Origin of the sequence: Sphingomonas oleivorans, from assembly GCF_003050615.1 — a bacterium.
GTDB lineage: Bacteria > Pseudomonadota > Alphaproteobacteria > Sphingomonadales > Sphingomonadaceae > Sphingomonas_H > Sphingomonas_H oleivorans.
On the sequence record NZ_NWBU01000005.1, the window covers coordinates 250,204 to 272,568 of the forward strand.

Here is a 22,365-nt window from a genome sequence, read left to right on the forward strand (position 1 = left end):
TCTCATGGGTCGAGCGGATCGCGTGCATCGACATGCAGCGAAACGGGATCGGGCCGGAAACGGAGCGCAAGCGGCCCCGGCCCGGGCATGACCCGCCCCGGCTGATAGCCGAGTTCCGTCATGTTCCGTTCCGCCAGTTGCTTGCCGCCGATATAGGCGATGGTCGCAGGATCGGAGAGGATCAGCGAATCCCGGTCGGCCGGAATGCCCGCCGCGAACATCATCCGCGCGATGTTGCGCAGGTTGGTGGTGGTGTGCCGGGCATGGGGCTCGATCAATATCCGGTCGGCGGGGACGCCATAATGCGCGACCAGTTCCTTCTTCATTTCCACCGCTTCGTTGAAGGGAGTGCGATTGGGATGCACATTGCCGCCCGACAGGATGATGACCGGCGCCTGTCCCCGCGCGAACTGGTCCGCCGCCAGCCGCAGCCGCAAATGGCCAAGCACGCCGGTGCGCGACTGGCCATCCTCCGGGCCATGGCCGAAGACGAGCAGCGCGGCATAGGGATAGCGGCGCCATTTGATGTCGGGGAGCGCCGACATGGTCGCCACATTGTCCCCGGCCAGCAGCGGCAGGAAAGCCGCCGCATCGGTCCGCTCGTTCATCAGCAGCAGCCCGAGCGCGTAGCGCAGCGGCGCCTCGAAAATCAGATCCTCCGCCCGGTCCTGCGACCGCGTGACCGCGCCCAGCGCCTCAACGGCATAAGCGAAGCCGGGCTGCGCGACGTCGAAGATGTTCGCATCGATCTTCGGATAGAGCGGCGCTTCGCCCTTGCCATAGACGGCGAGAATCCGGTTCATCGCCGCGGCAGCGTCGGCCCATGCCGCCGACAGCAAGGCCGCATCGTCGCGGCCGGCATGAAGCGCGAACTGGCCCGATGCGCGCATCCGCTCCGTCACCAGAGCTTTTGCCATGGCCCGATTGCGCAGCACCCGCTCCAGCGCGCGATCGACCGCCGCGATGTCGTCGGGCGTCCATGCCCATGCATCGACCAGACAGGCCGGACGCGGGGCGCAGCCCTTCGCCGCATCGACGCGCGCCTGCCGCTCCCGGCCGAGCGCCGCCAGCGCCTCGTCCGCGCGCAAGGCCTCCGCCCAGCCCAGCGCGGCGCGCATCATGGCGAGCAGGGGAAAGTCCCGGCTTTCCAGATTTTCCGACACCGGCAAGGTCCGGCTCGCGGCCTTCCTCGCCCACCCCGCCGGGGGCAGCGCCCCGGCCACGGCCAGCATCAGCACGGCCGGCATCGCATGGCGAAATATCGCTTTCATCGCTTCATCCGATGGCTTGGCTGATCTGCGGTGACAGGATTGATACGCCATCCCCCGGGAAAGGGCGCGGCATGATAGCCATTGCCGTAGATATTGGGCGCGGAGAGATAATCGGTGGAAACGACCTGTGCCCCGCTGGCCAGCGTATGGTCGCGGCGCTCCGCATCGTTGCGGCGCGCCTCGGCCGTGTCGATGTCCGCACGCGATCGGACCATATAGCCGCGCCGCGCCAGATCGGGGATCTCCGCAGCCCGAACCAGCGCATTGTCGACCAGCACGAAGGCGGTATGCGCCATGCCGGGCAGGCCCTGGACGAAAGCCGCCCGCCCTTCGAGCGAGGGGCGGCCCGCCATATAGGGCTTGAAGGCATCGAGATTGAGGCCGGGCACCAGATAGAGGAACAGAAACTTCCCCCGCGCGGCGGAAAGGCGCGGCCATGCCTTGGCAAGCGCGGCGGCTTCCAGCGTAGGATATTTCCCGCGCAGATCGTCCGGCGTGAACATCCGTTCCGCACCCAGCACGTCGCGTATCGCCGCATCCACCTCGTCAAAGGCGGCGGCGTCGAACGTCGGCACATGCGCCGCGCCCGGCAGCATCTTGTCCAGCCCGCCGAATTTCGGTTCGAGCAGGATGAAGACCGGGCTGTGGCCGGGATTGGCATCCGACCATTGCCGGAGCAGCGACAGGCACTGGCGGAAGGCCGGGCACTGGCTGCGGAAATCGACGTCCGCGACGTGCAGCACCTTCATTCCCGGCTGGCGCAGGATATCCTCATATATGGGCGCGAGATCCTTCGCCCCCGCCGCACGCAGCTCCCGATAGGGCAAGGGATCGGCATAGGCCCCGCCCGCGGGATCGGGATTGAGATCGAGTTCCAGGCTGCGCACGCCCATGCGAAGCTGCCCCTCGATCGGCATTTGCACATAATCGAGCGCCAGCGCCGGATCGGCGATGCCGCCCGGATGCTCCTCGGCAAGCTGTGCCCGCTTCTGCGCGTCGAGCCTTTGGATCGCCGCCGCGTGCAGCGCCGCCAGCCGGGGCGCCATCAGCTTCATCGCGCGCGGATCGGCAGGCAGGGCATAGCTGTTATGCGTGCCGATGACCTGGATCTGATCGATCCGGGGGTCAGCGGACTGCGCCGATCCCGCGCCGGCCGTCGCAAGGACGGCCGGCGCGAGGAGGAGCGCACCGGGGATGCGCCGCTTCATCGCCTTACCAGCGCTTGGTGAGAACGAAGCGGACGTTGCGGCCGAACACCGGACGGCCGTAGATCGCCGTCCTGGTGCCCTGCCCCGAAAGCTGGTCGGTGCGGGTATTGCCTTCGGTCAGGCCCTTCGCATTGGTGATGTTGTCGCCCACCACCTGGAACTGCCAGTCGCGATAGTTGACGGTCACGCCCGCGCCGAGCGTGTCGTAAGCGGGCAGCTCGGTCTGGTTGAAGAGGTCGACATAACGCTTGCTGACATAATTGTAGCGGGCATAGGTTTCGATCTTCGCTTCGCCCAGGCTGAAATTCACGCTCGGGCGGAAGTTGCCATATATTTTCGGCTCGCGGATGATCTGATTGCCATCGACCGCCGCTGCCGACGCGCCGAATTCGTTGACCAGGTTGGACATGGTCGGATCGCTCACCGTGACCGCGCCCGACAGCGACAGCCATTTCAGCGGCCGTATGTCGATATCCGCTTCCACGCCCTTGGTCACCGCCTCGCCGATGAAGGTCAGCGGCTGGTTGTTCTGGCCGGTCACCGGGTTGAAGGCGAGGAAGGAGGCGTTGAACGGATCATATTTGGTGTAGAAGCCGGTGAAGTAAGCGGAAACACCCGGCAGCGAGACCTTCAGGCCCGCTTCATATTGCCGCGCCTTGGGCGTCACCGGCGTCGCATTGCTGTAGACGATATTCTCGCTCGGCGTGCGGAATGCTTCCGAAGCGCGGCCATAGACGCCCAGCCAGCGGGTGATGTCGTAATTGGCGCCGACCGTCCAGGGCGTGACATTGGCCTTGATCCTGCGGTCGATCGCGATGCCGGTATAGGCGCGGGTGGCATCGTCCGCGAGCGTCTTCGCGTCGCCCAGGTTCACGGTCGTCTGGCCGATGCCATAGCCCTTGTAGATATAGCGCTCATGCCGGATGCCCGCGTCGATGCGCAGCTTGTCCGTCACCTGCCAGGTGTCGTTGAAATAGGCCGCCAGCAAGGTCACGTCGGATTCGCCGGCAGTGAGCGTCGTGGCATAGCGAAGCACGCCCTTGTCGGTCACATAGCCGAGCGCCTGCCCGCTCGCCGAATAGGCGACCAGATCGATGGTGCGCGGCTTCGACGCCAGTTCGAACAGATAGTCCTGATAGCGTTGCCCATATTCGGTGCCGTAAGCCGAACCATAGAGACCGAGCGCGATGCTGTGCTTGCCGAGCCCCGTCTCGATGTCGCGCGTGACGCGCAGATCGCCCTGCGTCGAATAGAAGTCCGACGAAATGGCGCGATACTGGGCGCTGATGACCAGGCCCGACGTCGCATTGGGATCGAAGGCGGTCGCGCCGTCCGTCCCGGCAATGGCATAGCCCATCCGCGCCACCGTTGCGGTCGGCGTGTTGAATGCCGCCTGCGCCCTGGTCAGATAGCTTGCGGCGAACGCGTTGGCGTCCTGCGGGTTGGTGGTCGAATAGAGCGCGTCGAAATCGACCCTGCCGTCGGTGTAACGGCCCTTGGCGCTGACGGTCCAGTCACCGAATTCACCGGTATAGTCGAGGCCGAGCGTGTAGAAGCGGGTATGGCGGCCATCGGCCAGATCGCGATCCTCGACGCTCTTGCCGCCCGCGCCGTCGGGATAGACGAAGCGCGCGTTGCGCAGCGCCGGGCTGTTCATCGTGCCCTTGAAATAGTCGATATAGGGGTCGAGCGACACGCCGGGCGCGCGCGGGTCGGCGATCGGGATCGGCAGGTAGAACAGATTATGGTCGTTCAGGTAAACGCCCGACAGGCGGATTTCGCCATTGTCCAGCTCATGAACGATATTGGCGCGGAACTGGCCGCCTTCGTCGCTGGGAAAGCCGTTGGGACGATAGCCGTCATGGCGGCGAAGGAAACCGCCCGCCGCATAATAGGTCCGCTCGCCGAGCGGGCCGGACGAATAGGCGTCGAGGCGATAGAGATCGGTATCGCCGACCGTCACCTGCACCGCGCCATGGGGCGTGTCGGTGCCGCGCACGGTGATCTGGTTGTAGATGGCCGATGCGTTGCTGGCGAAGATCGGCGCCGGACCGCCGCGCACGAACTCCATGCTCTGGGTCATGAGGTCGGTGCGGTTGAGCACGTCGCCCTTGAAGAAGGTGCCGTCATTGTCCTGATAGATCGGCATGCCGTCCTGCTGGAACGCCTGGAAGCTGCCTTCGTTCGGAATGCCGCGCAGGCGATAGACGTTCTGGACCTCGCCGCCCGTGGCTTCGACATGGATGCCGGGAAGCTGGCCAAGCAGGTCGGCCATGTTCAGCGGCGCCATCTTCTGGATATCCGCATTGGTCAGCGAGGTGACGGCATAGGACACGTCGAACTTGCGCTCGGCCTTTGAAGAGCCGGTTACGATGATGTCGCTCGACTGTTCGCCGGAATCCGCCGTCGCCTCTTCCGAAGCCGACGATGTTTCGGCGGCATAAGCGCCGGCCGAAGGCAGCAGCGCGGTCGAGCCGAGAAGCGCCGAAAGAATAATCCGAATCGAATATGTTTTCACCACGACCCCCTTGTTTTTCGAAATCCAGGGGCCGCTAAGGGGCAAAAATGATGGTTTGCCGACTCATCCGTAAAAGTTCGGCGGCTTTTTTATTGCGTTAATGTTGCATTGCGTAATTCTGCAAGCTTCTCAGTGACTTGTCCTTACAGGCAAGGAATGCCCTGAAAGAAATTTGTGAACAGCGCGGCGCTTTTCATCGATCCGGACACGGAAAGTCCGGCGATCGCGGCCGACATCGGGGCGATGCGAGTTCGTCGATGATCGGCAAGCCGGGGTTGGGACGGCTATTCCCTGCTCGACCGGGAGATGACGCCCGGCGAGAAGCGCCGCGTCGGGAGCGAGGCGCGCGCGACCGGTGGCGCGCAATACGCGGCTGAAGCTTTCGCGACATTGACCCGCACGGACTGGCAGCTATGCCAAGACGATGAAGCCGTTCCTTCGGATCGTCCTTATCTCCCTCGCCGCGTCAAGCGCCGCCGCCTGCTCGGAGACCTGCCGGAACAGCATCGTCGGCAGCGCGGATGCGCCATCGGGGGATTGGCGCGCCGTCCTGTTCCGGAGGGACTGCGGAGCGACGACGGGCTTCTCGACCCAGATTTCCGTCCTCAAGCGATCCGCCAGCTTGGAAGGTGCCGGGAACATGTTCGTCGGGGATGACGATCATGGGACCGCGCCGGCAGCCTCTTGGGGCGGGCCCTGGACCGAGCTTCGCTGGCTCTCGCCCACGCATCTGCTGGTGCGATACGACCGGCGCCTGCGCCTGTTCAAAGCAGTCGAAGCCGTGGGCGGCGTGCGGGGCAGCTTCGTCAAGGCCGACGCTCCGACAGCAGGAACTGAAGCTGCCCTCCAAGGCTCAACAGGCCCGAATTCTCGGCTTCGTCGATGAGCCGCGGGATGAGGTCGAGCGGCTATCCATATTCGTTGCCGCTTCGGCACGCCGCCTGCCGAAGCACGCGAGGCAATAGGACTTCAGGAGGGAGAGGCATGGGTGGAGCCTATGTTCGCCGTAGAGGCCGTGACGGATGGAAAATGCATCTATCGCGAAGCTGTGATCCGGCACCGGCCGCCTCTGACCGTCCGGAGGATAGCCGGCCTTCATAAGCCCTCGGTCTGATCTTCGGGCAGTGGCGAGTAGCCGATGGCGCAGATTGCCGGTTCACCGTCCAGCGAGACCATCGAGACGAGATTCCTTGCGCTCCCATCGCGCCACTCGAAGATTTCCATATCCTCGAGGGAACTCTCGACACTTCCATATTTAGCGAACATGGCATCCTTCAGTCGATGGCATTGCCGCGGATCGAGCCTGAGATCGACGTCGACGAGCCTGCCATCCTTGTTGAAGGAAAGATGCGCCGAGAAAGTGAAGTCCGCTGTCTTGTAAGTACCGATCAAGTCGGGCGACGAATGTAAGGGTTCGGCGCCCTGACATCCGTTAGCGGAAACGAGATCAGCTTGCGAACCGCGGCCCGGTCCATGCCCCATTCCGTCCCCTGCCAGCCGGCCTGGGCAATGCTGGGGACCACGGCAATCACAAGGGCAAGCGCAATGCGCATGATCTTTCCTGACATTGGCAAAGCGACGAGGGCGGCGTCTGGTTTTCGGGCATGGACGCGTGCGGATCCGCGCCCGTCGTTGAGGCGAGATAGCATGTCCAGTGGAGTTGGTTATAGCCTGCTTGCCGCTTCACAGATCCTCATTCCTGGGGGTGGCCAGTGCAGGCTCGATATCGGAAGTAAATTGCGGCCTGCCGGCCTGATAGAATTCCAACTCGACGACCATCTTCTTCGCTTCCTTCATCTGCTCGATGAAGCTCTGCGTATTTTGGGCATTTCTTCAGTGCCATGATGTCGTCCCCCAGCCGACGGGTAGCGCTTATTGGAAGGATGAGGCAACGATATGTTGCCACCGAAATGGCACCGGCGGCAGCAGGGCCGTTGGCGCCGAAGCCGGTCGGGCGCAGGCGCTATTTGCGCCGGAGGAAGGCCGTTACCGTCTTCACCGTCGCGGCGGGCTGCTCTTCCATCAGCCAATGTCCCGAAGCGGGGATGACGGCGCCCGTCACGTCGGTGGCGGCGGCCTCGGCGACGGTCGCCATCATCGTGCCGAAGGATTTTTCGCCGCCGACCGCCAGGACGGGCATGGCGAGCTTTCCCCGGGCGAGGAAGCCATGATTGTCGATCACGTCCCGATCGAAGGCGGCGAACTGGGCAAAGCCCGCATGCATTGCGCCCGGCCGGGCATAGAGCGCGGCATAATGCCGGCGCGAGGCTTCGTCGAAACTCTTCGGGTCGGCCGAGAATTCGTTCCAGAAGCGGTCGAGATAGATGCGCTCGCGGCCGGCGACCAGCCGTTCCATGTCGGGGCCACCGAAGCGGAAATGCCAGAGGAGCGGGCTTTTGAGGATTTCGTCCCACGGCCCGATGCCGGGCAAGGGCGCATCCATGAGCACCAATTTGGTGACGCAGCCGGGATATTGGGCGGCGAAGGCATAGGCGACCATATTGCCGATATCATGGCCGACGACATCGGCCTTCCCCACCTTCAGCGCATCGAGCAGGCGGGCCATGTCCTGGCCCTGCATCTTCTTGTCATAGCCGGCCTCGGCCCGTGCGGACAGGCCCATGCCGCGCAGGTCGGGCACGATCACCTTGTGATCGCGGGCAAGCTCGGCAGCGAGCGGCGCCCACATGTCGCCGGTTTCGCCATAGCCGTGGATCAGCAGCACGGCCGGGCCGGCCCCGCCGACACGGACATGGAGCGTCGTGCCGTTGGCGGCGACCTCCTGCGTCTCGAAGCTCGCCGGATAGGCAGGGACCTGCGCAACCGCAGGAGCGAAAACTGCCAGGGCAGCGGCGGTCAGAAGCGAACGGAACATGGCGGATCTTCCTTTCATCATGATGCGCCGGGGCGGCGCATTCGCTGGACAGGAAGATGCCCTTCGGCCATTGTTCCGACTAGCCGGCGAAGACCGAAACCGAAATCCGGAAAAACCGAACGATGATCAAGCTCGAAGGCGTCTCGGCATTCACGGCAATCGTGGATGCAGGATCGATCAGCAGCGCGGCGCGCCATCTCGGCAAGCCGAAATCGGTCGTCAGCGACCGGCTGGCCGAGCTCGAGCGCGAACTCGGCACCCGGCTGATCCAAAGGACCACCAGGAACCTATCCCTGACCGAGGATGGCGAAACCTTCCTGCCCCGTGCACGGCGCATTTTGAGAGAGACGATCGAGGCCGCGGCCGAGCTTTCCGAACGGCGCGGGACCCTAGCGGGGCCGTTGCGGATTTCGGCGCCCGTCGGCTTCGGGATTCTTCACCTCGGCAGGGCGCTCAATTCCTTTCTCGCGGCGCATCGCGAGATCGACCTGGCGCTCGACCTCAACGACAATTTCGTCGATGCCGCGGCGGACGGGTTCGACGCGGTGCTCCGGATCGGCGCCATCGCCGATAACCGGCTGGTCGCCAAGCGCCTCGCGACGACACGACGCGTCATGGTCGCCTCGCCCGACTATCTGGCTGCGAACGGCACGCCGGCCGGCATCGCCGAGCTCGAGGCGCATCATGGGATCCTCTATGCCAATCGCGAGTCCGACTGGCGCTTTGCAGGCAAAGCGGGCTGGACGGTCGCGCGCCCGCGGGCGGTCCTGCGCGTCAACAATGGCCTGGTGATGCGCGACGCGACGGTTGCCGGCCTCGGCATCAGCCTGCTCCCCTCCTTCTACGTCAATGAAGAGTTGCGGCGGGGCAGCCTGATCCTGCTCGACCTCGGGCTCGAAGCCGAGCGCGCGGAACTGTTCGTCGTCTATCCGCGCGATCGCAATGCCTCGGCCAAGGTGCTGGCCTTGATCGACAGCCTGCGAAAAAGCTTCGGCGACCCGCCTTATTGGGACTGCGCCGCAGGGCCTGTCGGGCAATTCAGCTAGACGGATGGGCAATCAGGGACGGCCCGCCTACCGATCCGGCTCGCGACCATCCACGAGTGCCGGCTCATCGATGAGTTTCCATCCGCTGCCGTCAATGGCGAGATAGGTAGCAACGCCCCTTGCTCCTCTGCGAGTAGGAGCAGACGAACTCGCTGGGTTCCTCGTCAATATCCTTGCATCTGATCCGGCGCAGGCTGGCAGGGCTGACGCGATCACCATCGAAGCGAGTGAGCGCCTGCGCCAGTTCTGCCGCCGCCGTCGTTCAACCACCCTTCGCAACGCGCGAGACCGTGGCCTACACGCGCAAGTAGGAACGCGGCGGCTAAGACCCATGCTGACCATTCGGGAGCCGCGGTTCGCTCCTCTAAAGCAGTCGCTTGTTCACGCAGCAACTCCACCCGGCCAAGGGAGCTGGGCCAGAGGCAGTCAGCTGGTCGGCGTCTTCAGCTTCGCTTTCTGTTCACGGATGTAGGCAAGCTCTGCCTTCGCTATGGAGTCGCTGGGGTCCAGCTTCAAGCACTGGCGATAAAACCTCTCCGCCTCGTCAAGCTTGCCCTGTTCGATCAGAACATAGCCCATCCCTCGCAAAGCCCGCCGCTTTTCGAAATTCTTCATATCATCGTCAGGCGCGAATTCGGCTGCATCAGAGGCTCGCTGAAAAAGCTCAAACGCCTGCGTCCACTCCTTACGCGACTTGTTCCATTCGCCAAGCTCGGCAAGATACTGGGCATTGAGTGGCGAGAGCTCGATAGCACGATCGAAGAACGGCTTGGCGTCCTCGGCTCGCCCAACATCGACTAACACAAAACCCTTTAGGAACAAGACATTAGCCCAGGTTGGACCAAGAACGAGCGTGTCCCTTTTCATCTTCGCGCCCATAGCGGCATAAACCAAGGCGTCTATCATCGCCCGCGAACAGAAGATTTGACGCTTTTCATCGGCGTGCGATTTATCCTCTGCAGCTATGGCAGCATCGAGGATCGGTAGCGCCTCGGCGGATCGCTTAGCCCGGATCAGCGCGATCGCTTCCCTCTCCAGCTTCTCGACTTCAGTATTAGCCCCCTGCTCGATCGTCGCCTTGCTGTCGTCCCTCTGTACGATGACAGTCGGATTTTCTGCGACTGCCACTGTCGAGATCACCAAGAGCGGCATAAGGCCGAAAGCTACTCGCATACCCCCTCCTATCTTTGACGGCGCAGCTTAGCATCGCAAATAGGGCTGTCACGTTGGTCCCCCTATCCTACATGTGGGGTCATCAAAGGCTGCATGCTTCCATGTTCCGGGAGCTTTAAGTTGGGCTTCGGTCGGCCAGCACTTTGCGCGGAAGGCGTCTGCTACCGCGGTCTATCGCCCAACAGCAGACCTTCCGCTTTCTACCCACTTGCGACATTAGCCCCAAATTGGCTGAGATCCTGTCGCACCGTCGCCGATCGGCCCATTGTTGCCCTTATCGCCTGCCAGCAATGCGAGCGGATGCATGGCCTTCGCACTTTTGCCTGCCTCGCCGGGCTGCTCACCGCGGCGGCTCCGGCGCGCGCGCAGCTCAGCGCCGAAGACGCGCTGGCACAGGCCAGGAGGCTCATGGCCAGTGACCGATGCAACGAGGCCAGCGACGGTGAGATCGTCATTTGCGCGCGGGATAGCGAGCGGGAGGCGGAGCGATATCGCCTCCCCCTCCCCGACGAGCGTCCGGCCGATATGCGGGGGGCGGTTCGCGGCGAGGCGCCGCGCGCCTCCGCCGAGGCATCGACCAGCGGCGGTTACGGCCTCTTCGCCGGACAAAGACGCTGCGGAAAGGCCGAGGCGCGGCAATATGGCTATGGCGGCGGCAACGATCCGCTGAGCGCGATGCTGAAGCTGGGAACGCTGCTGCTCGATCCCGATGCGGACATAGCGCCGCCTGTCGCGCTTCCGCGCCGGCTCAACGACAGCCCCGATTGAACAGAGCGGCGCAGCGTGAAGGAAAGCCTGCGGTCTCTCCCGTTACGAACATTCGGCTCGGCATCCAGACATTGTGTCATGCGCACACTGCATTCGCCCGGGGATCGCGGGCAGAGGGTATGGATCGCGTTATCAAATGCGAGCTGATCAAAGGCCGACCTGCGGCCGAATAAGGCTGGACGGCATCTGCTGGATATCCGCTTCCACCCATTGCGGACCTCCGCTCATGATGCAATCTATGGCTGTGCCTTATGCCGTTTACCTTGATCTGGACGATGCCAGCAATAAGAGGCTCGAGGCGTTATCTGCTCGCATAGAAAGCATTGCCGGCGAGGCAATCACGCCGCGAAGCATGGGTCAGCCATACCACATTACGCTCGCGGTATATTCGTCTTTGAATTTAGAAAGCGCTCTCGCCTGCCTTTCAGCCTTTTCAGCCAAGGCGTCGGCGATGCCGGTCACCTTGCTCAGCCTGGGCCTTTTTCCTGGCCTGACCAACGTAGTTTTTGCAGCGCCTGTAGCAACTTCGGCACTGCTCTCACTGCATGCCAGCTTCCACCACGCCATGCGGGATATCGGCCCAAGCCAACCCTATTACTTGCCAGATGTCTGGGTGCCTCACGTCACGCTCGGCATGAACCTCAACAGCAGTCAGCTTGGCGAAGCCGTCGCTCGTATCGCGCCGGATTGGGATCCGATCCAAGCGGAAATCTGCGCGGTTCGCCTAATTCTCGTCGATCCGGTCACAACGCTATGGCACACAAGCTTAGCCTAGCTTCGATTAGACGACAGCCTCCACCCCGTCCGGTCCTTCAAGCGAGGTGGGCAGGGACAACAGGGTAACAGGAAGATCTGCTTGTCGCCCGCCGGCCGGTACCAGCGGCCCGATCCGCTCGCCCGACGCCGCCTCCAAAAGCCCGCCCTGGGAGCCGAAGGCGTGGCGCGCAGCAATCAGCCGTGAGGCCACCCCGTCAGGCTTCGTCCACCCAGCCTGGACCGGCTGCGCCTGCGCCGTTCAGGTGCAGCGCCAAGCCGGTCGCGCCCGGATCGCCCAGGCCGGGGCGGAGCTGCATGCTCGGGATCAGATAATCCCCGCCATTCTGCCGCCGATAGGGAATGGACGGGGTGGAGCCAAGCGTCCGCATCCTCTCGCGCAACTGCTCGGCAACGGCCTCGAAGCCGGCATCGTCGAGACGATCGACCCTATAGGCTACGAACGGCGGAAGCACGTCATAGCCCGGATAATAGAGGATGCCGTGATTGATCGGGAACAGCAGGTCGTCGATCGGCCCGTTGATCCCGCGGGCGGAATAATGCTCCTCCCAGCCGCCGGCGGTCACGATCAGCATGGCGCGCTTGCCCGCCAGGGTCCCCTCGCCATAGCGGTCGCCCCATCGCCTGTCGCTATGCTCGCCCACGCCATAGGCGAAGCCATAGGCATATACCCGATCGACCCAGCCCTTGAGGATCGCCGGCATGGTGAACCACCAGAGGGGGAATTGGAGGATCAGGACATCGGCCCACAGCAGCTTCTCCTGCTCGGCCTTCACATCTTCGGTCAGCGCGTCCGCGACGAAGGCCTCGCCGGAGGCCGCGGCCGGCCTGAACCGCGCGTCCGGCGCCAGCACGGGGAAGTCGGCCCGGTCGACCTCGGATTTCCAGCCATCGGCATAAAGGTCCGACACGCGCACCTCATGGCCCTGGGCCTCGAGCTCCCGGATGGCGACGTCGCGGAGCGCGCCGTTGAGCGAGCGCGGTTCGGGATGGGCGAAGACGAGCAGGACTTTCATGGGCCAGCGCTCCGATGTTGGGAAACCGGCCCTTCAGCTAGGCGATACCGGAATGATCCGCTACATATGGCAAATGCATAATATTATGCCGTTCAATGAATAAGTCCGACGTCACGCTCGAGCGCATGCGCAGCTTCGTCCGCGTCGCCGAGCGCGGCAGCCTGTCGGCGGTCGCGCGCGAGCTCGGCGTCGGCCAGTCGACGGTCACGCGCCATTTGCGGGAGCTTGAGGCAGCCGTCGGCGTGCCCTTGCTCAGCAGGACCACCCGGCGCGTCACGATGACCGACGAAGGCAGCCGCTATTATGCCGACTGCGTCCAGATATTGCGCCTCGTCGAGCAGGCCGGCGATGAGGCACGGGGCACGCGCGGCGCGCCCGCCGGCACGATCCGGCTATCCTGCACGGCGGCCTTCGGGATCCTGCATGTCAGCCGGCTGATCTTCGCCTTTCAGGACCGCTATCCCGACATCGGGATCGACCTCAGCCTCAACGACGCGCGCGTCGATCTTGTGCGCGAGGGCGTCGATATCGCGTTGCGCCTGGGTCCGCTCAGCGACAGCTCGATGAAGCTCAGGGCGCTCGGCCTATGCAGGCGCCTGCTCGTGGCGGCACCCGCCTATCTGGCGGCGCGCGGGACGCCGGCCGTCCCGCGGGACCTGTCCGACCATGAGGGCATCCGCATGTCGAACGTGGCGGGGAGCGACATGCTCGCCCTGCAGGGGCCGGACGGCACGCGCCATGCGGTGCCCTTCGGGGGACGTTTCCGGATCGACCATGGGCTTGCCGTGCGCGAGGCGCTTGTCGCCGGGCGCGGCATCGCGCCTGCGCATCGATGGCTTGTCGACGATCTCCTGGCGGCCGGCCGGCTCGAACCGATCCTGCCGGACTATTCGCTGCCCCCCGTCCCCTTGAGCATGCTGATCGTCCCGGAGCGCGCGGGCATTGCCCGGGTCCGGCTGCTGGTCGACTTTCTCGCCGGGCGGATTGGCGCCATCCCGGGGATCGAGACGCCGCGGCCGGCGCCTTAGCGGGCGCGCCCCGGGACGCCAGCCCTGCCGGGGCACGGGAGCCCAGCCGAAGCCGGGCCTTGAGATGCGGGCATCCCGATCCCGCAAGCGCGGCATGCCCAGCATCGTGGCGGTATGAGCCGGCCGAATTCCCCGTCGGTTGCGCCGCGACGTCAGCTCGGCTTGCGGAAACGATAGAGGAAGCGGTCGGTCTTGCCCCGTATCGCGGGATCGAACACCAGCTTGCCATGATCGTCGGCCGGGTTGGCGAGAAGCGGGCTCTGCGCTTCGAGGAGGAAGCCGGCCGCCTTGAAATCCGCCTTCACGGTCTCGGGATCGATCCGGTGCAGCGTATCGACGATCGCGCGCGTGTCGCCCGGCAGGCCGACATGGTCGATGACGCCCACGACGCCGCTGGGTTTCATCGCGGCATAGAGCGCGCGCAGGAAGGCGGCGGGATCGGTGCGCGGGATCTTATATTTGGCCGATTCCCAATAGAGATCGTGATAGCTGAGGCTGATCATCGCGAAGTCGAAGCTGCGCGGCGCGGCGGCGAAGGCTTCGAACGGATAGCGCACGAAACGGATATCGGGCTGCCGCGCGCGCAGCTCGGCCCAGATCTTCTGCTCCTCGGGGCTGGCATAGAATTGCTGCGGCTCGAATGCGGTGACCGCTCCCTTCGGCCCGACCGCATTGGCCATGATCTCGGCCCAATAGCCCGATCCCGTCATGATGTCGGCCGCGGACATGCCCTGGCGGAAGCCGAGAAAGGCGAGCACCTCGGCCGGCTTGCGGCTTACATCCAGCGCGACCGCCTCGGCGGGGCGGCCGGGCATGGCGACCGCGTCCGCGAGCGTGGGCGCAGCCGGCGCGGCGCCGGCCTGAGCGCAGAGAAGAAATACCGCACCCCCAAGTGCGGGCAGAAAGGCGCGACGCATGCTGATCTCCTAATATCGATCGCCCGGACCATGCATCGCACCTGTCCAGCGCTCAATCTGCGCGCCGGACCGCTGTCGATGCCTGTATGAGGTTCGTCGAAAATAAGGATCCCGCCTCGCCCTTGCCGAAGCTGCTCCGACGGCCTTTTCGAGACGGCCGATCGGCAAGGACTTCGAACGAACCCTAAATCCGCTACCGCTTTCCTATATGCTGGGCTCTAAGCGTGCAGTCGCTCGCTTGCCGCCCTGCGCACCGCGTCCGTCAACGCGCGCAGCGATGCGGCATAGAGCCGCGCTACGTTCCAGTAGAGCCTCACCTCGATCCGCAGCGCTGGCGGCAACTCTACTAAACGGCCAGAATCCATGTGCGATCTGGCAAGCGCAACAGGCTGTAATCCCCAGGCGAGTCCGGCAAGGCAAAGGTCCAGAAAGCCTTGTGTAGAGGGAACCCAATGCGTCGGCGCACGAAGTTCAACACCATAGGCTTCCTGGGCCCAGCGAGCTTGCAATGCGTCCCGCCGATCAAAACGCATGTGCGGCGCTTTCGCCAGCGTATCGGCATTCACGCCTTCGCTGAAATGGCGTGCCATGAAATCCGGGCTGGCGCAGGCGGCATAGCGCAGCGCTCCCAGCAGGATCGTCTTGCATCCCTGCACCGGCTCAGGATCGGCGGTGACGGCGGCCTGGACCTCGCCGGAGCGGAGCCGGTCGGCGGTATGCGCCTCATCCTCCAGCATCAGGTCGAGCAACATGCCCGTGCCTTGGGCGAAGGTGGCGGCGGCTTGCGGGAACCATGTCGCCAGACTGTCCGCATTGACCGCCACCTTGAGCGTGAGTGGCGGTCCTGCCCCTTCGCCTTTGGGAGCCAGCGCCGGCGTCAGATCGGCTTCCAGCAGTTGCACCCGGTCGAAATGCGCGCAGAGTGTCCGGCCAAGATCGGTGGGCGCGCATGGCTGGCCCCGGACGATCAGGATCGTTCCCAGCCGTTCCTCATATCCGCGCACGCGCTGCGACACTGCCGAAGGGGTGATACCGAGCGTATCGGCCGCGCGCTCGAAGCTGCCCTCGCGGATCACGGCGGCGATGGCGGCCAAGGCGGGATAATCGAGCATGGATGAAGCATTGCTTCATCCAGGTTAGAAGAACAAGTTTTCCTAATCGCAGCGCCAGCGCCACAAGCGCGGCATGACAAGCAATATCTCTCCCTTCCTTGCCGGCTTCGCCCTGTCGGCGGCGCTCATCATGGCGATCGGCGCGCAGAATCTTTTCGTGCTGCGTCAGGGGTTGCGGCGCGAGCATGTCGGCCTGATCGTCCTGTTTTGCGGCAGCGCCGACGCGGTGCTGATCGGAGCGGGGGTTGGCGGCGTGGGCGCGTTCCTTGCCGCAGTGCCGCAACTGACCAAGTTTCTGGCGATTGGCGGCGCTGCATTCCTGGGCTGGTATGGCGTAAAAGCGTTGCAGCGCATGGCGTCACCCGACGCGATGTCCGTTGTCGCGGGCGGCGGATTGACGCTTGGGCGTGCGATCGCCGCCGCCGCCGGGTTCACCTTCCTCAATCCGCATGTCTATCTCGACACGGTATTGCTCATGGGTGCGGCCGGATCGGCGCAGCCCGCAGCCTTGCGTCCGATATTCGTCGCCGGGGCCGCGACCGCCAGTTTCACATGGTTCGCAGCGCTCGGCTATGGGGCGCGGATATTGGTGCCGCTGTTTGCACGGCCGATGGCATGGCGCGTGTTGGACGCGGTTGTCGGTGTCACGATGCTGTCGCTGGCGGGATCGCTGGTCTTCCGCGCCATCCTGCTTCCCGCCTGATATGCTTCGCAAGCAAGCCGAAGGATTAGCGGCATCGCCAGCCCTCAATCCGCCACCCGATACCCTTTCCAGGAGCACCAATGTACCGGCCACCTGTTTTCCGTGAAGATCGCCCGGATATTCTCCATGCCGCGATCCGGTCGCATCCACTGGCAACGCTGGTAACGCATGGAGCGGCGGGTCTCACCGCCAATCTTGTGCCCTTCACCTTGGCAATCTTGCAGGGCGATCGGGCCGTGCTGCGCGCGCATCTTGCCAGGGCAAACACCCAGCTTGCCGATCTGCGCAATGGGGCCGAAGCGCTGGTGATCTTCCAAGGCCCGCAAGCCTATATCACGCCTTCATGGTATCCGACGAAGCAGGAGCATGGGAAAGTTGTGCCGACGTGGAACTATGTCGTTGTTCAGGCGTGGGGGCGCCCGCAGGTCATTGACGATGCCGAGTGGCTGCTCGCCCAGATCGGTGATCTGACCACGCAACAGGAACAGAGGCAGAATGCGCCATGGTCCGTTGATGACGCTCCAACTGCCTACATCGCCGGCCAACTCAAAGGCATTTCCGGTCTGGAGATTCCGATCGATCGGATCGAGGGAAAGTGGAAGGCGAGCCAGAACCAACCGGCAGCCAATCGGGCTGGCGTGATCTCAGGATTGAGAGCGCAAGACCCGGCGTCACCGATGGCGACACTTATGGATCAATGGGACAAACCGGCGTAGAGAAAAACGCGCCTCATGCCGAAGGAGTCTGCAATTCATCTTCGGCTGAACCGACCGATCACTCCCATCGGGCAGGCATTCTACGTCATATGCTCCATTTGCCGAGGCCGCTGGGCAATCTATTTTTAGCAAAGCTATAAAGCGCTGCCTCGGAATGCTGACGCAATGAGGGTTGGACGATCGGGTTTGATGTGATTCCAGAGGGTTGCGACACCTGAACTGGAATGACCGATGTGGAACCCGGCCCCCCGCCCCTCGCCCGCCGCCTTCCCGGCCGCGACGCGCAAGCCATCCTCGCACAGGCCGTTCTGCCTCCTGGCCGGCGCACCGGCGGATCGGGCCATGCTTCACGAAGCGCCCCATGAGCGCTTTCCTTCGATCGGCTCACAGCCGACCGCGACCGGCAGGTCTTTCCCCGCCACCCTTAAAAATTGCGTTTAGCGTAACTTTTTGCTTGATTTTTTGTTTCGCTTTGCGTAATTTGCTTCCCGGCGACATAGCTGGGGGAGAAGCGATGAGCGCCGAGGCAGCAATCGTCCGCGGCGGCCGCCGGACCTATCGCGAAGCTGCCGAGCTATGCGCCGCGGAGCATCGGAAGATCTATTTGCCGCGCCCCGACGACGTGCCCGTGATCGAGACGCAGTTGCGCCTGATGGACCGGATGGTGCGGCGGCGACATTCTCCGAGGACAGGGAGATCTGACATGCAGCCATGGCCCGAAATTCCCGTCGTGCCGATCGTGCTGGCCGCGATCCAGATGCCCGACGACATGCTCTGGCAAGCGCTTGCCGACGAGCAGGCCGGCGTCCCCGGCGCAACCGCCCGTGTGGACCGCGCGCTCGAGGCGGCCCGGATGCGCGCAGCGATGAGGGAGGTGGAATGATATGCGCGCCTTTCCTCCTCCGCAGCGCTTGCCGTGCGGCAGGGCGAAACAGGCTGGCCTCCGGCGCTGCGCATGCATGGCCCGCTCGCCCCAATCCGCGCCCTTCTTCGCGCAACCGATCCGCACTCCTTGGATAAGGCCATGATCGCCTCTCTTTTTCCCGCGCGCGCCATCTGCACCCGCAGCAGCGATCATGCCCGGCCCGGCGATGTCATCGACGTCCGCACCGGCTTCATCCGCGTCCCCGTCGCCGCCGAATCCTCCCCTCCCCCGCAAGGCCCCTCCCCCGCAAGGCGGCGGTTGCATGGCGATCTTCATGCCGATGCGCGCGCGCCCGAAATCTCGCGAAAGGGGCCGGCGCTCGATCACTCGAAGCTTCTCGGGACGGACAGCCGCTCGACAAGGAAATCGACGAACGCACGGACGCGCGCGGGCATGTTTGCCCCACCGACGAACAGCGCATGGACATCTTCCTGATCGCCGGGATTGAACGGTTCGAGCAGCGCGACCAGCCGTCCCGCGGCTATGTCGGCCGCGACATGGAAGCTGCCGACACGGGCGATGCCGACGCCCTGCTGCGCGAGCTGGACGAGCGTCTCGCCATTATTCGCCTCGATGCTGCCCTTGACCGCCAGCGCATAGTCGCGGCCGTCGCGGCGAAAGGGCCAGCCCGGCTCGGAGCGCCGGAAGTTGAAGTTCAGGCAATTATGATCGAGCAGATCCTCGGGCAGTCGCGGCGTGCCCGCGCGGGCAAGATAGGCGGGCGACGCCACGATCGTACGGCCGTTGGCGCCCAGCCTGCGCGCCGTCAGCGGACTGTCGGGAAGCCGGCCGAAGCGGATCGCGACATCCGCCCGGCCGCCGAGCACGTCGGCCAGTTCGTCGCTCAGGCTGATGTCGACGAGAATGGCGGGATAGCGCGCGACGAATTCGCCCAGCAGCGGCACGATCGACAGGCGGCCATGCGCGAGCGCGGCGCTGACCCGGAGCCGGCCGCGCGGCGCCGCCTGCTCCGCGATCGCGCCTTCCGATTCCGCAAGATCGACGAGAATGCGCCGGGCGGCGCGATGATAGGCCTCGCCCTCGGGCGTCAGCGTCAGCGCACGGGTGGTGCGCACGATCAGCCGCACGCCGAGCCGCGCCTCGATCCGCGCGAGGATGCGGCTGACCGCCGACGGCGTCAGGCCGAGCGCGCGGCCGGCGGCGGAGATACTGCCTTCGCGCACCACCGCGTCGAACGCCTCCATCTCGCCCGAACGATCGATCATGTTCCGCGCCATCTGTGATTCCCAGGCAAAGATGCTTGTCCCGCGCCTGGGCTAGCGCAGGACGGAGCGATCGGCCATCTGCCGAGCGCAACAATCCGGAGGGCTCCCCATCATGAAGATCAATCCGGCAATCCTCGCGCTCGCCATCGGCGCCTTCGGCATCGGCGTGACCGAGTTCGCGCCGATGGGGATGCTCCCCGTGATCGCCACCGATCTCGGCGTCTCGATCCCGACCGCGGGGCTGCTCGTCAGCGCCTATGCGATCGGCGTGCTGATCGGGGCGCCGCTGATGACGCTCACCACCGGACGCATGCCGCGCCGGACGCTCCTGATCGGGCTGATGGGCATCTTCACCGCGGGCAACCTGCTCTCGGCGGTGTCGGGCGGCTATACGATGCTGCTGCTCGCGCGCATCATCACCTCCTTCAACCATGGCGCCTTTTTCGGCGTCGGATCGGTGGTCGCGGCGAGCGTCGTTCCGGCCGACAAGCGCGCGGGCGCGGTCGCCGCCATGTTCATGGGCCTCACCATCGCCAATATCGGCGGCGTTCCGCTGGCAGCCTGGGCGGGCGAGCATTTCGGATGGCGCACCGCGTTCTGGGGCATCACCGCGCTGGGCCTGCTCGCAATGGCGTCGCTGCGCCTCGCGCTGCCCGATCTTCCCGCCGACGAGGGCGCCGACATGCGCGCCGAGCTCCGCGTGCTCGGGCGTGGCCCGGTGCTCGCGGCGCTTGTCCTGACGGTGCTGGGCGCAAGCGCGATGTTCACCGTCTTCACCTATATCGCGCCCATCCTCCAGGTGGAGGCGCATGCCTCGACGCTGTTCGTGGCGGCGATGCTCGTGCTCTACGGCATCGGGCTGACGGTCGGGAACTGGCTGGGCGGCCGCTATGCCGATCGCTCGGTCGATGGAACGCTGATCGTGACGCTCGCGGGGCTGGTGCTGCTCCTCCTGCTGTTCGCCAGCGCGATGCGCTGGCCGATGCCCGCGGCCATGCTGATTTTCCTGTGGGGCATTGCCAGCTTCGCGCTGGTCCCGCCGCTGCAGATGCGGGTGATGGCGGAGGCGGCGGAGGCGCCGAACCTGGCCTCCGCCATGAATATCGGCGCCTTCAACCTCGGCAATGCGATCGGCGCGGCGCTGGGCGGCGCGGTCATCGACGCCGGCCTTGGCTATCCGGCGGTCTCGCTGGCGGGCGCCGCCATGGCGGCGGCCGGGCTGGCGATGCTCATCGCGCTGAGACATGGCGGCAGCCGCCGGGCAAGGCTTCAGCGCGCCGGCTGAAAAGACCGGGGGCGCGCCGTCACGCGGCGATCCGCCCCATTTTGCCGGCCTGGAAGTCGCGCACCGCACGCTGGATCTCGTCCACGCTATTCATCACGAACGGGCCGTAACGGACGATCGGGGCGTCGAGCCGGTTGCCGCCGATCACGACGAGCTCGGTGCCGGCCTCCGCCCGGATCAGCAGCGTGTCGCCGGGCGTCAGCCAGGCGAGCCGGCCTGCCGGAACCGCGCTCGCCGGGCTGCCCACCTCCGCCTGGCCGAGCATGACATAGAGACCGAGTTCCTCGATGCCCGCGGTCGGGAGCGTGACGACATCCCCTTGCGCGAACGAGGCATGGACGGCGAAGGGCGCACCGCCTGTTTCGATCGGCCCCGTCCGGTCGTCGATCGAGCCGGCGATCAGCCGCACCCGGGCGGCGCCCCGCGCGGAGGCAATGAGCGGGATTTCGCTTGCCAGAACATGGCGATAGCGCGGATCGACATGCTTTCCGCCCGCAGGCAGGTTCAGCCAGAGCTGAACGCCATGCGTGCGCTCGCCCGGCTGCATGGCGGATATGTCGGGCTGTTCGTCATGGACGATCCCGCGGCCGGCGCGCATCCACTGCACGTCGCCCGGCGCCATGGTGCTGGCATTGCCCAGACTGTCCTTGTGGCGCATCCGCCCTTCGAGGAGCAGCGTCATCGTCTCGATCCCGGCATGGGGATGCGACGAGGCGCCCTTCGCCTCGCCCGGCTTCCAGGCGATGGGCCCGAAATGATCGAGGAAGATAAAGGGGCCCACACTCTCATAGCCGTTGCCGGGGATGGCACGCTGCACATCGAAGCCATCGCCTTCGATCGTGTGGAACGCCTTGCTCAGCAACCGAACTTCACGAAACCGGGTCATCACGCTTCTCCATAATATGGAAGGGAGGATGGCGATCGCGCGCCCTTCGTGAAATCCGCATAATGTCGATAATTATATTCGAGCAGATCGATAAGATGCGGCAGCGTTGGGCCATGCTCGAACATCACCGGCCAGGGCGGCGTCCTTCATCCATCGCTCGATCGCGCAAATCCAGTCTATTCGAATTAATCGAACTAAAGTGTCGATTTTATTCGCCTGTTCCGACATGATCGACCGTGCCAGATATCCCCTCGCCGCGGCGCTCCATGGTGGCGTGTCGCTTCAGAAGGAATATCCCAATGTCGCACTCCGCTACCGTTCCCGCGTCGTTCAACGCCGGCAACAGCGCCGTCAGCGCCCTCGCCGATATTGCGCCGCTCGCCGGCCGCATCCTGATCGCGCCGCTCTTCCTGCTCTCGGGCCTCTCGAAGCTCGCCGCCCCCGCCGCCACGATCGGCATGATCGCGTCGTCGGGCCTGCCCTTCGCGCCGCTCGGCTTCGCGCTCGCGGTCCTTGTCGAGATTGTCGGCGGCCTGGCGCTGATCGCCGGCTATCGCACGCGCATCGTGGCGACGATCATGGCGCTCTTCACGATCGCGGCCGCGCTCGCCTTCCACAATAATCTCGCGGACCAGAACCAGTTCATCCACTTCTTCAAGAATATCTCGATCGCCGGCGGCCTGCTCCAGATCGTCGCCTTCGGCGCCGGCCGCTTCAGCCTCGACGCCCGTCGCGGCTGACGGCATCCGCCGGGGCGGCACGCCCCCTGCCCCCCGGCGGCCCAGTATCGGATCGGATGGCGCCCCTGGCGATCCCAGGGCCGAGGCGATCCGTGCCTTCGTCCGCCGGACGCGCCGCCATGGCCGCCCCGCCGAGGATATCGCCCCGGCACTTCTCGCAAACGGCTTTTCGCCCAGC

21 protein-coding genes are annotated in these 22,365 nt (G+C 64.9%); 9 read left to right on the forward strand and 12 right to left on the reverse strand.

Annotation, left to right across the window (positions count from 1 at the left end):
- Positions 1–2: 2 nt before the first annotated feature.
- The 6 genes from CLG96_RS06640 to CLG96_RS06665 all read right to left on the reverse strand — a co-directional run bounded on the left by CLG96_RS06640 (position 3) and on the right by CLG96_RS06665 (position 7,872).
- The gene (locus CLG96_RS06640) at positions 3–1,271 is read right to left on the reverse strand and encodes a YdcF family protein (protein ID WP_107967077.1); all 1,269 of its coding nucleotides are present in this window, start codon (positions 1,269–1,271) and stop codon (positions 3–5) included.
- Positions 1,268–2,479: a Ca2+-dependent phosphoinositide-specific phospholipase C gene (locus tag CLG96_RS06645; protein ID WP_107967078.1), complete on the reverse strand. Its 1,212-nt coding sequence runs from the start codon at positions 2,477–2,479 to the stop codon at positions 1,268–1,270. The genes CLG96_RS06640 and CLG96_RS06645 overlap by 4 nt, the downstream gene beginning before the upstream one ends.
- A 4-nt stretch (positions 2,480–2,483) precedes the next feature.
- Positions 2,484–5,000 carry a TonB-dependent receptor gene (locus tag CLG96_RS06650; RefSeq protein ID WP_423828189.1) on the reverse strand — a complete coding sequence of 839 codons (2,517 nt, stop codon included), beginning with the start codon at positions 4,998–5,000 and terminating at the stop codon, positions 2,484–2,486.
- 1,092 nt (positions 5,001–6,092) lie between these two features.
- On the reverse strand, positions 6,093–6,389 hold the full coding sequence (locus tag CLG96_RS06660; RefSeq protein ID WP_107967080.1) for a hypothetical protein: 297 nt from the start codon (positions 6,387–6,389) through the stop codon (positions 6,093–6,095).
- Positions 6,386–6,550, reverse strand: a complete 165-nt coding sequence (locus tag CLG96_RS18685; RefSeq protein ID WP_165799568.1) for a hypothetical protein — start codon at positions 6,548–6,550, stop codon at positions 6,386–6,388. Before CLG96_RS18685 ends, CLG96_RS06660 begins: the two co-directional genes overlap by 4 nt.
- A 410-nt stretch (positions 6,551–6,960) precedes the next feature.
- Positions 6,961–7,872, reverse strand: coding sequence for an alpha/beta fold hydrolase (locus CLG96_RS06665; RefSeq protein WP_107967081.1), 912 nt, complete (start codon positions 7,870–7,872; stop codon positions 6,961–6,963).
- A 122-nt stretch (positions 7,873–7,994) separates the two neighbouring features.
- Here CLG96_RS06665 and CLG96_RS06670 point away from each other — a divergent pair, with 122 nt between their 5' ends.
- A complete protein-coding gene (locus CLG96_RS06670; RefSeq protein ID WP_107967082.1) occupies positions 7,995–8,918 on the forward strand; it encodes a LysR family transcriptional regulator in 924 nt (307 codons plus the stop codon).
- Between the two features lie 426 nt (positions 8,919–9,344).
- Here CLG96_RS06670 and CLG96_RS06675 read toward each other — a convergent pair whose 3' ends face one another.
- Positions 9,345–10,091, reverse strand: a complete 747-nt coding sequence (locus CLG96_RS06675) for a tetratricopeptide repeat protein (RefSeq protein WP_107967083.1) — start codon at positions 10,089–10,091, stop codon at positions 9,345–9,347.
- A gap of 300 nt (positions 10,092–10,391) precedes the next feature.
- On the opposite strand from CLG96_RS06675, the gene CLG96_RS06680 reads away from it, so the two are divergent.
- Together CLG96_RS06680 and CLG96_RS06685 are read left to right on the forward strand one after the other, a co-directional pair.
- Positions 10,392–10,859, forward strand: coding sequence for a hypothetical protein (locus CLG96_RS06680; RefSeq protein ID WP_107967084.1), 468 nt, complete (start codon positions 10,392–10,394; stop codon positions 10,857–10,859).
- A 238-nt stretch (positions 10,860–11,097) separates the two neighbouring features.
- Positions 11,098–11,634: a 2'-5' RNA ligase family protein gene (locus CLG96_RS06685; RefSeq protein WP_165799569.1), complete on the forward strand. Its 537-nt coding sequence runs from the start codon at positions 11,098–11,100 to the stop codon at positions 11,632–11,634.
- Between the two features lie 196 nt (positions 11,635–11,830).
- Here CLG96_RS06685 and CLG96_RS06690 read toward each other — a convergent pair whose 3' ends face one another.
- Positions 11,831–12,649, reverse strand: coding sequence for an NAD(P)H-dependent oxidoreductase (locus tag CLG96_RS06690; RefSeq protein WP_107967086.1), 819 nt, complete (start codon positions 12,647–12,649; stop codon positions 11,831–11,833).
- 95 nt (positions 12,650–12,744) lie between these two features.
- Here CLG96_RS06690 and CLG96_RS06695 point away from each other — a divergent pair, with 95 nt between their 5' ends.
- The gene (locus tag CLG96_RS06695) at positions 12,745–13,677 is read left to right on the forward strand and encodes a LysR family transcriptional regulator (RefSeq protein ID WP_107967087.1); all 933 of its coding nucleotides are present in this window, start codon (positions 12,745–12,747) and stop codon (positions 13,675–13,677) included.
- 152 nt (positions 13,678–13,829) lie between these two features.
- Here CLG96_RS06695 and CLG96_RS06700 read toward each other — a convergent pair whose 3' ends face one another.
- Positions 13,830–14,594, reverse strand: coding sequence for a class I SAM-dependent methyltransferase (locus CLG96_RS06700; RefSeq protein ID WP_107967088.1), 765 nt, complete (start codon positions 14,592–14,594; stop codon positions 13,830–13,832).
- A 218-nt stretch (positions 14,595–14,812) separates the two neighbouring features.
- The gene (locus CLG96_RS06705) at positions 14,813–15,706 is read right to left on the reverse strand and encodes a LysR family transcriptional regulator ArgP (protein ID WP_107967089.1); all 894 of its coding nucleotides are present in this window, start codon (positions 15,704–15,706) and stop codon (positions 14,813–14,815) included.
- A gap of 130 nt (positions 15,707–15,836) precedes the next feature.
- Here CLG96_RS06705 and CLG96_RS06710 point away from each other — a divergent pair, with 130 nt between their 5' ends.
- The 3 genes from CLG96_RS06710 to CLG96_RS06720 all read left to right on the forward strand — a co-directional run bounded on the left by CLG96_RS06710 (position 15,837) and on the right by CLG96_RS06720 (position 18,008).
- The gene (locus tag CLG96_RS06710) at positions 15,837–16,409 is read left to right on the forward strand and encodes a LysE/ArgO family amino acid transporter (protein WP_243395661.1); all 573 of its coding nucleotides are present in this window, start codon (positions 15,837–15,839) and stop codon (positions 16,407–16,409) included.
- A gap of 80 nt (positions 16,410–16,489) precedes the next feature.
- Positions 16,490–17,125 carry an FMN-binding negative transcriptional regulator gene (locus CLG96_RS06715; protein ID WP_107967091.1) on the forward strand — a complete coding sequence of 212 codons (636 nt, stop codon included), beginning with the start codon at positions 16,490–16,492 and terminating at the stop codon, positions 17,123–17,125.
- A 514-nt stretch (positions 17,126–17,639) separates the two neighbouring features.
- On the forward strand, positions 17,640–18,008 hold the full coding sequence (locus tag CLG96_RS06720; RefSeq protein ID WP_107967092.1) for a hypothetical protein: 369 nt from the start codon (positions 17,640–17,642) through the stop codon (positions 18,006–18,008).
- A gap of 365 nt (positions 18,009–18,373) precedes the next feature.
- Here CLG96_RS06720 and CLG96_RS06725 read toward each other — a convergent pair whose 3' ends face one another.
- The gene (locus CLG96_RS06725) at positions 18,374–19,276 is read right to left on the reverse strand and encodes a LysR family transcriptional regulator (protein WP_243395662.1); all 903 of its coding nucleotides are present in this window, start codon (positions 19,274–19,276) and stop codon (positions 18,374–18,376) included.
- A 112-nt stretch (positions 19,277–19,388) separates the two neighbouring features.
- Between CLG96_RS06725 and CLG96_RS06730 the strand changes: the two genes are divergently transcribed.
- Positions 19,389–20,561: an MFS transporter gene (locus CLG96_RS06730; protein WP_107967094.1), complete on the forward strand. Its 1,173-nt coding sequence runs from the start codon at positions 19,389–19,391 to the stop codon at positions 20,559–20,561.
- Between the two features lie 19 nt (positions 20,562–20,580).
- Here CLG96_RS06730 and CLG96_RS06735 read toward each other — a convergent pair whose 3' ends face one another.
- Complete coding sequence (locus tag CLG96_RS06735) at positions 20,581–21,447, reverse strand: pirin family protein (RefSeq protein ID WP_107967095.1); 867 nt, start codon at positions 21,445–21,447, stop codon at positions 20,581–20,583.
- A gap of 299 nt (positions 21,448–21,746) precedes the next feature.
- Here CLG96_RS06735 and CLG96_RS06740 point away from each other — a divergent pair, with 299 nt between their 5' ends.
- A complete protein-coding gene (locus CLG96_RS06740; protein WP_107967096.1) occupies positions 21,747–22,187 on the forward strand; it encodes a DoxX family protein in 441 nt (146 codons plus the stop codon).
- Positions 22,188–22,365 lie beyond the last annotated feature (178 nt).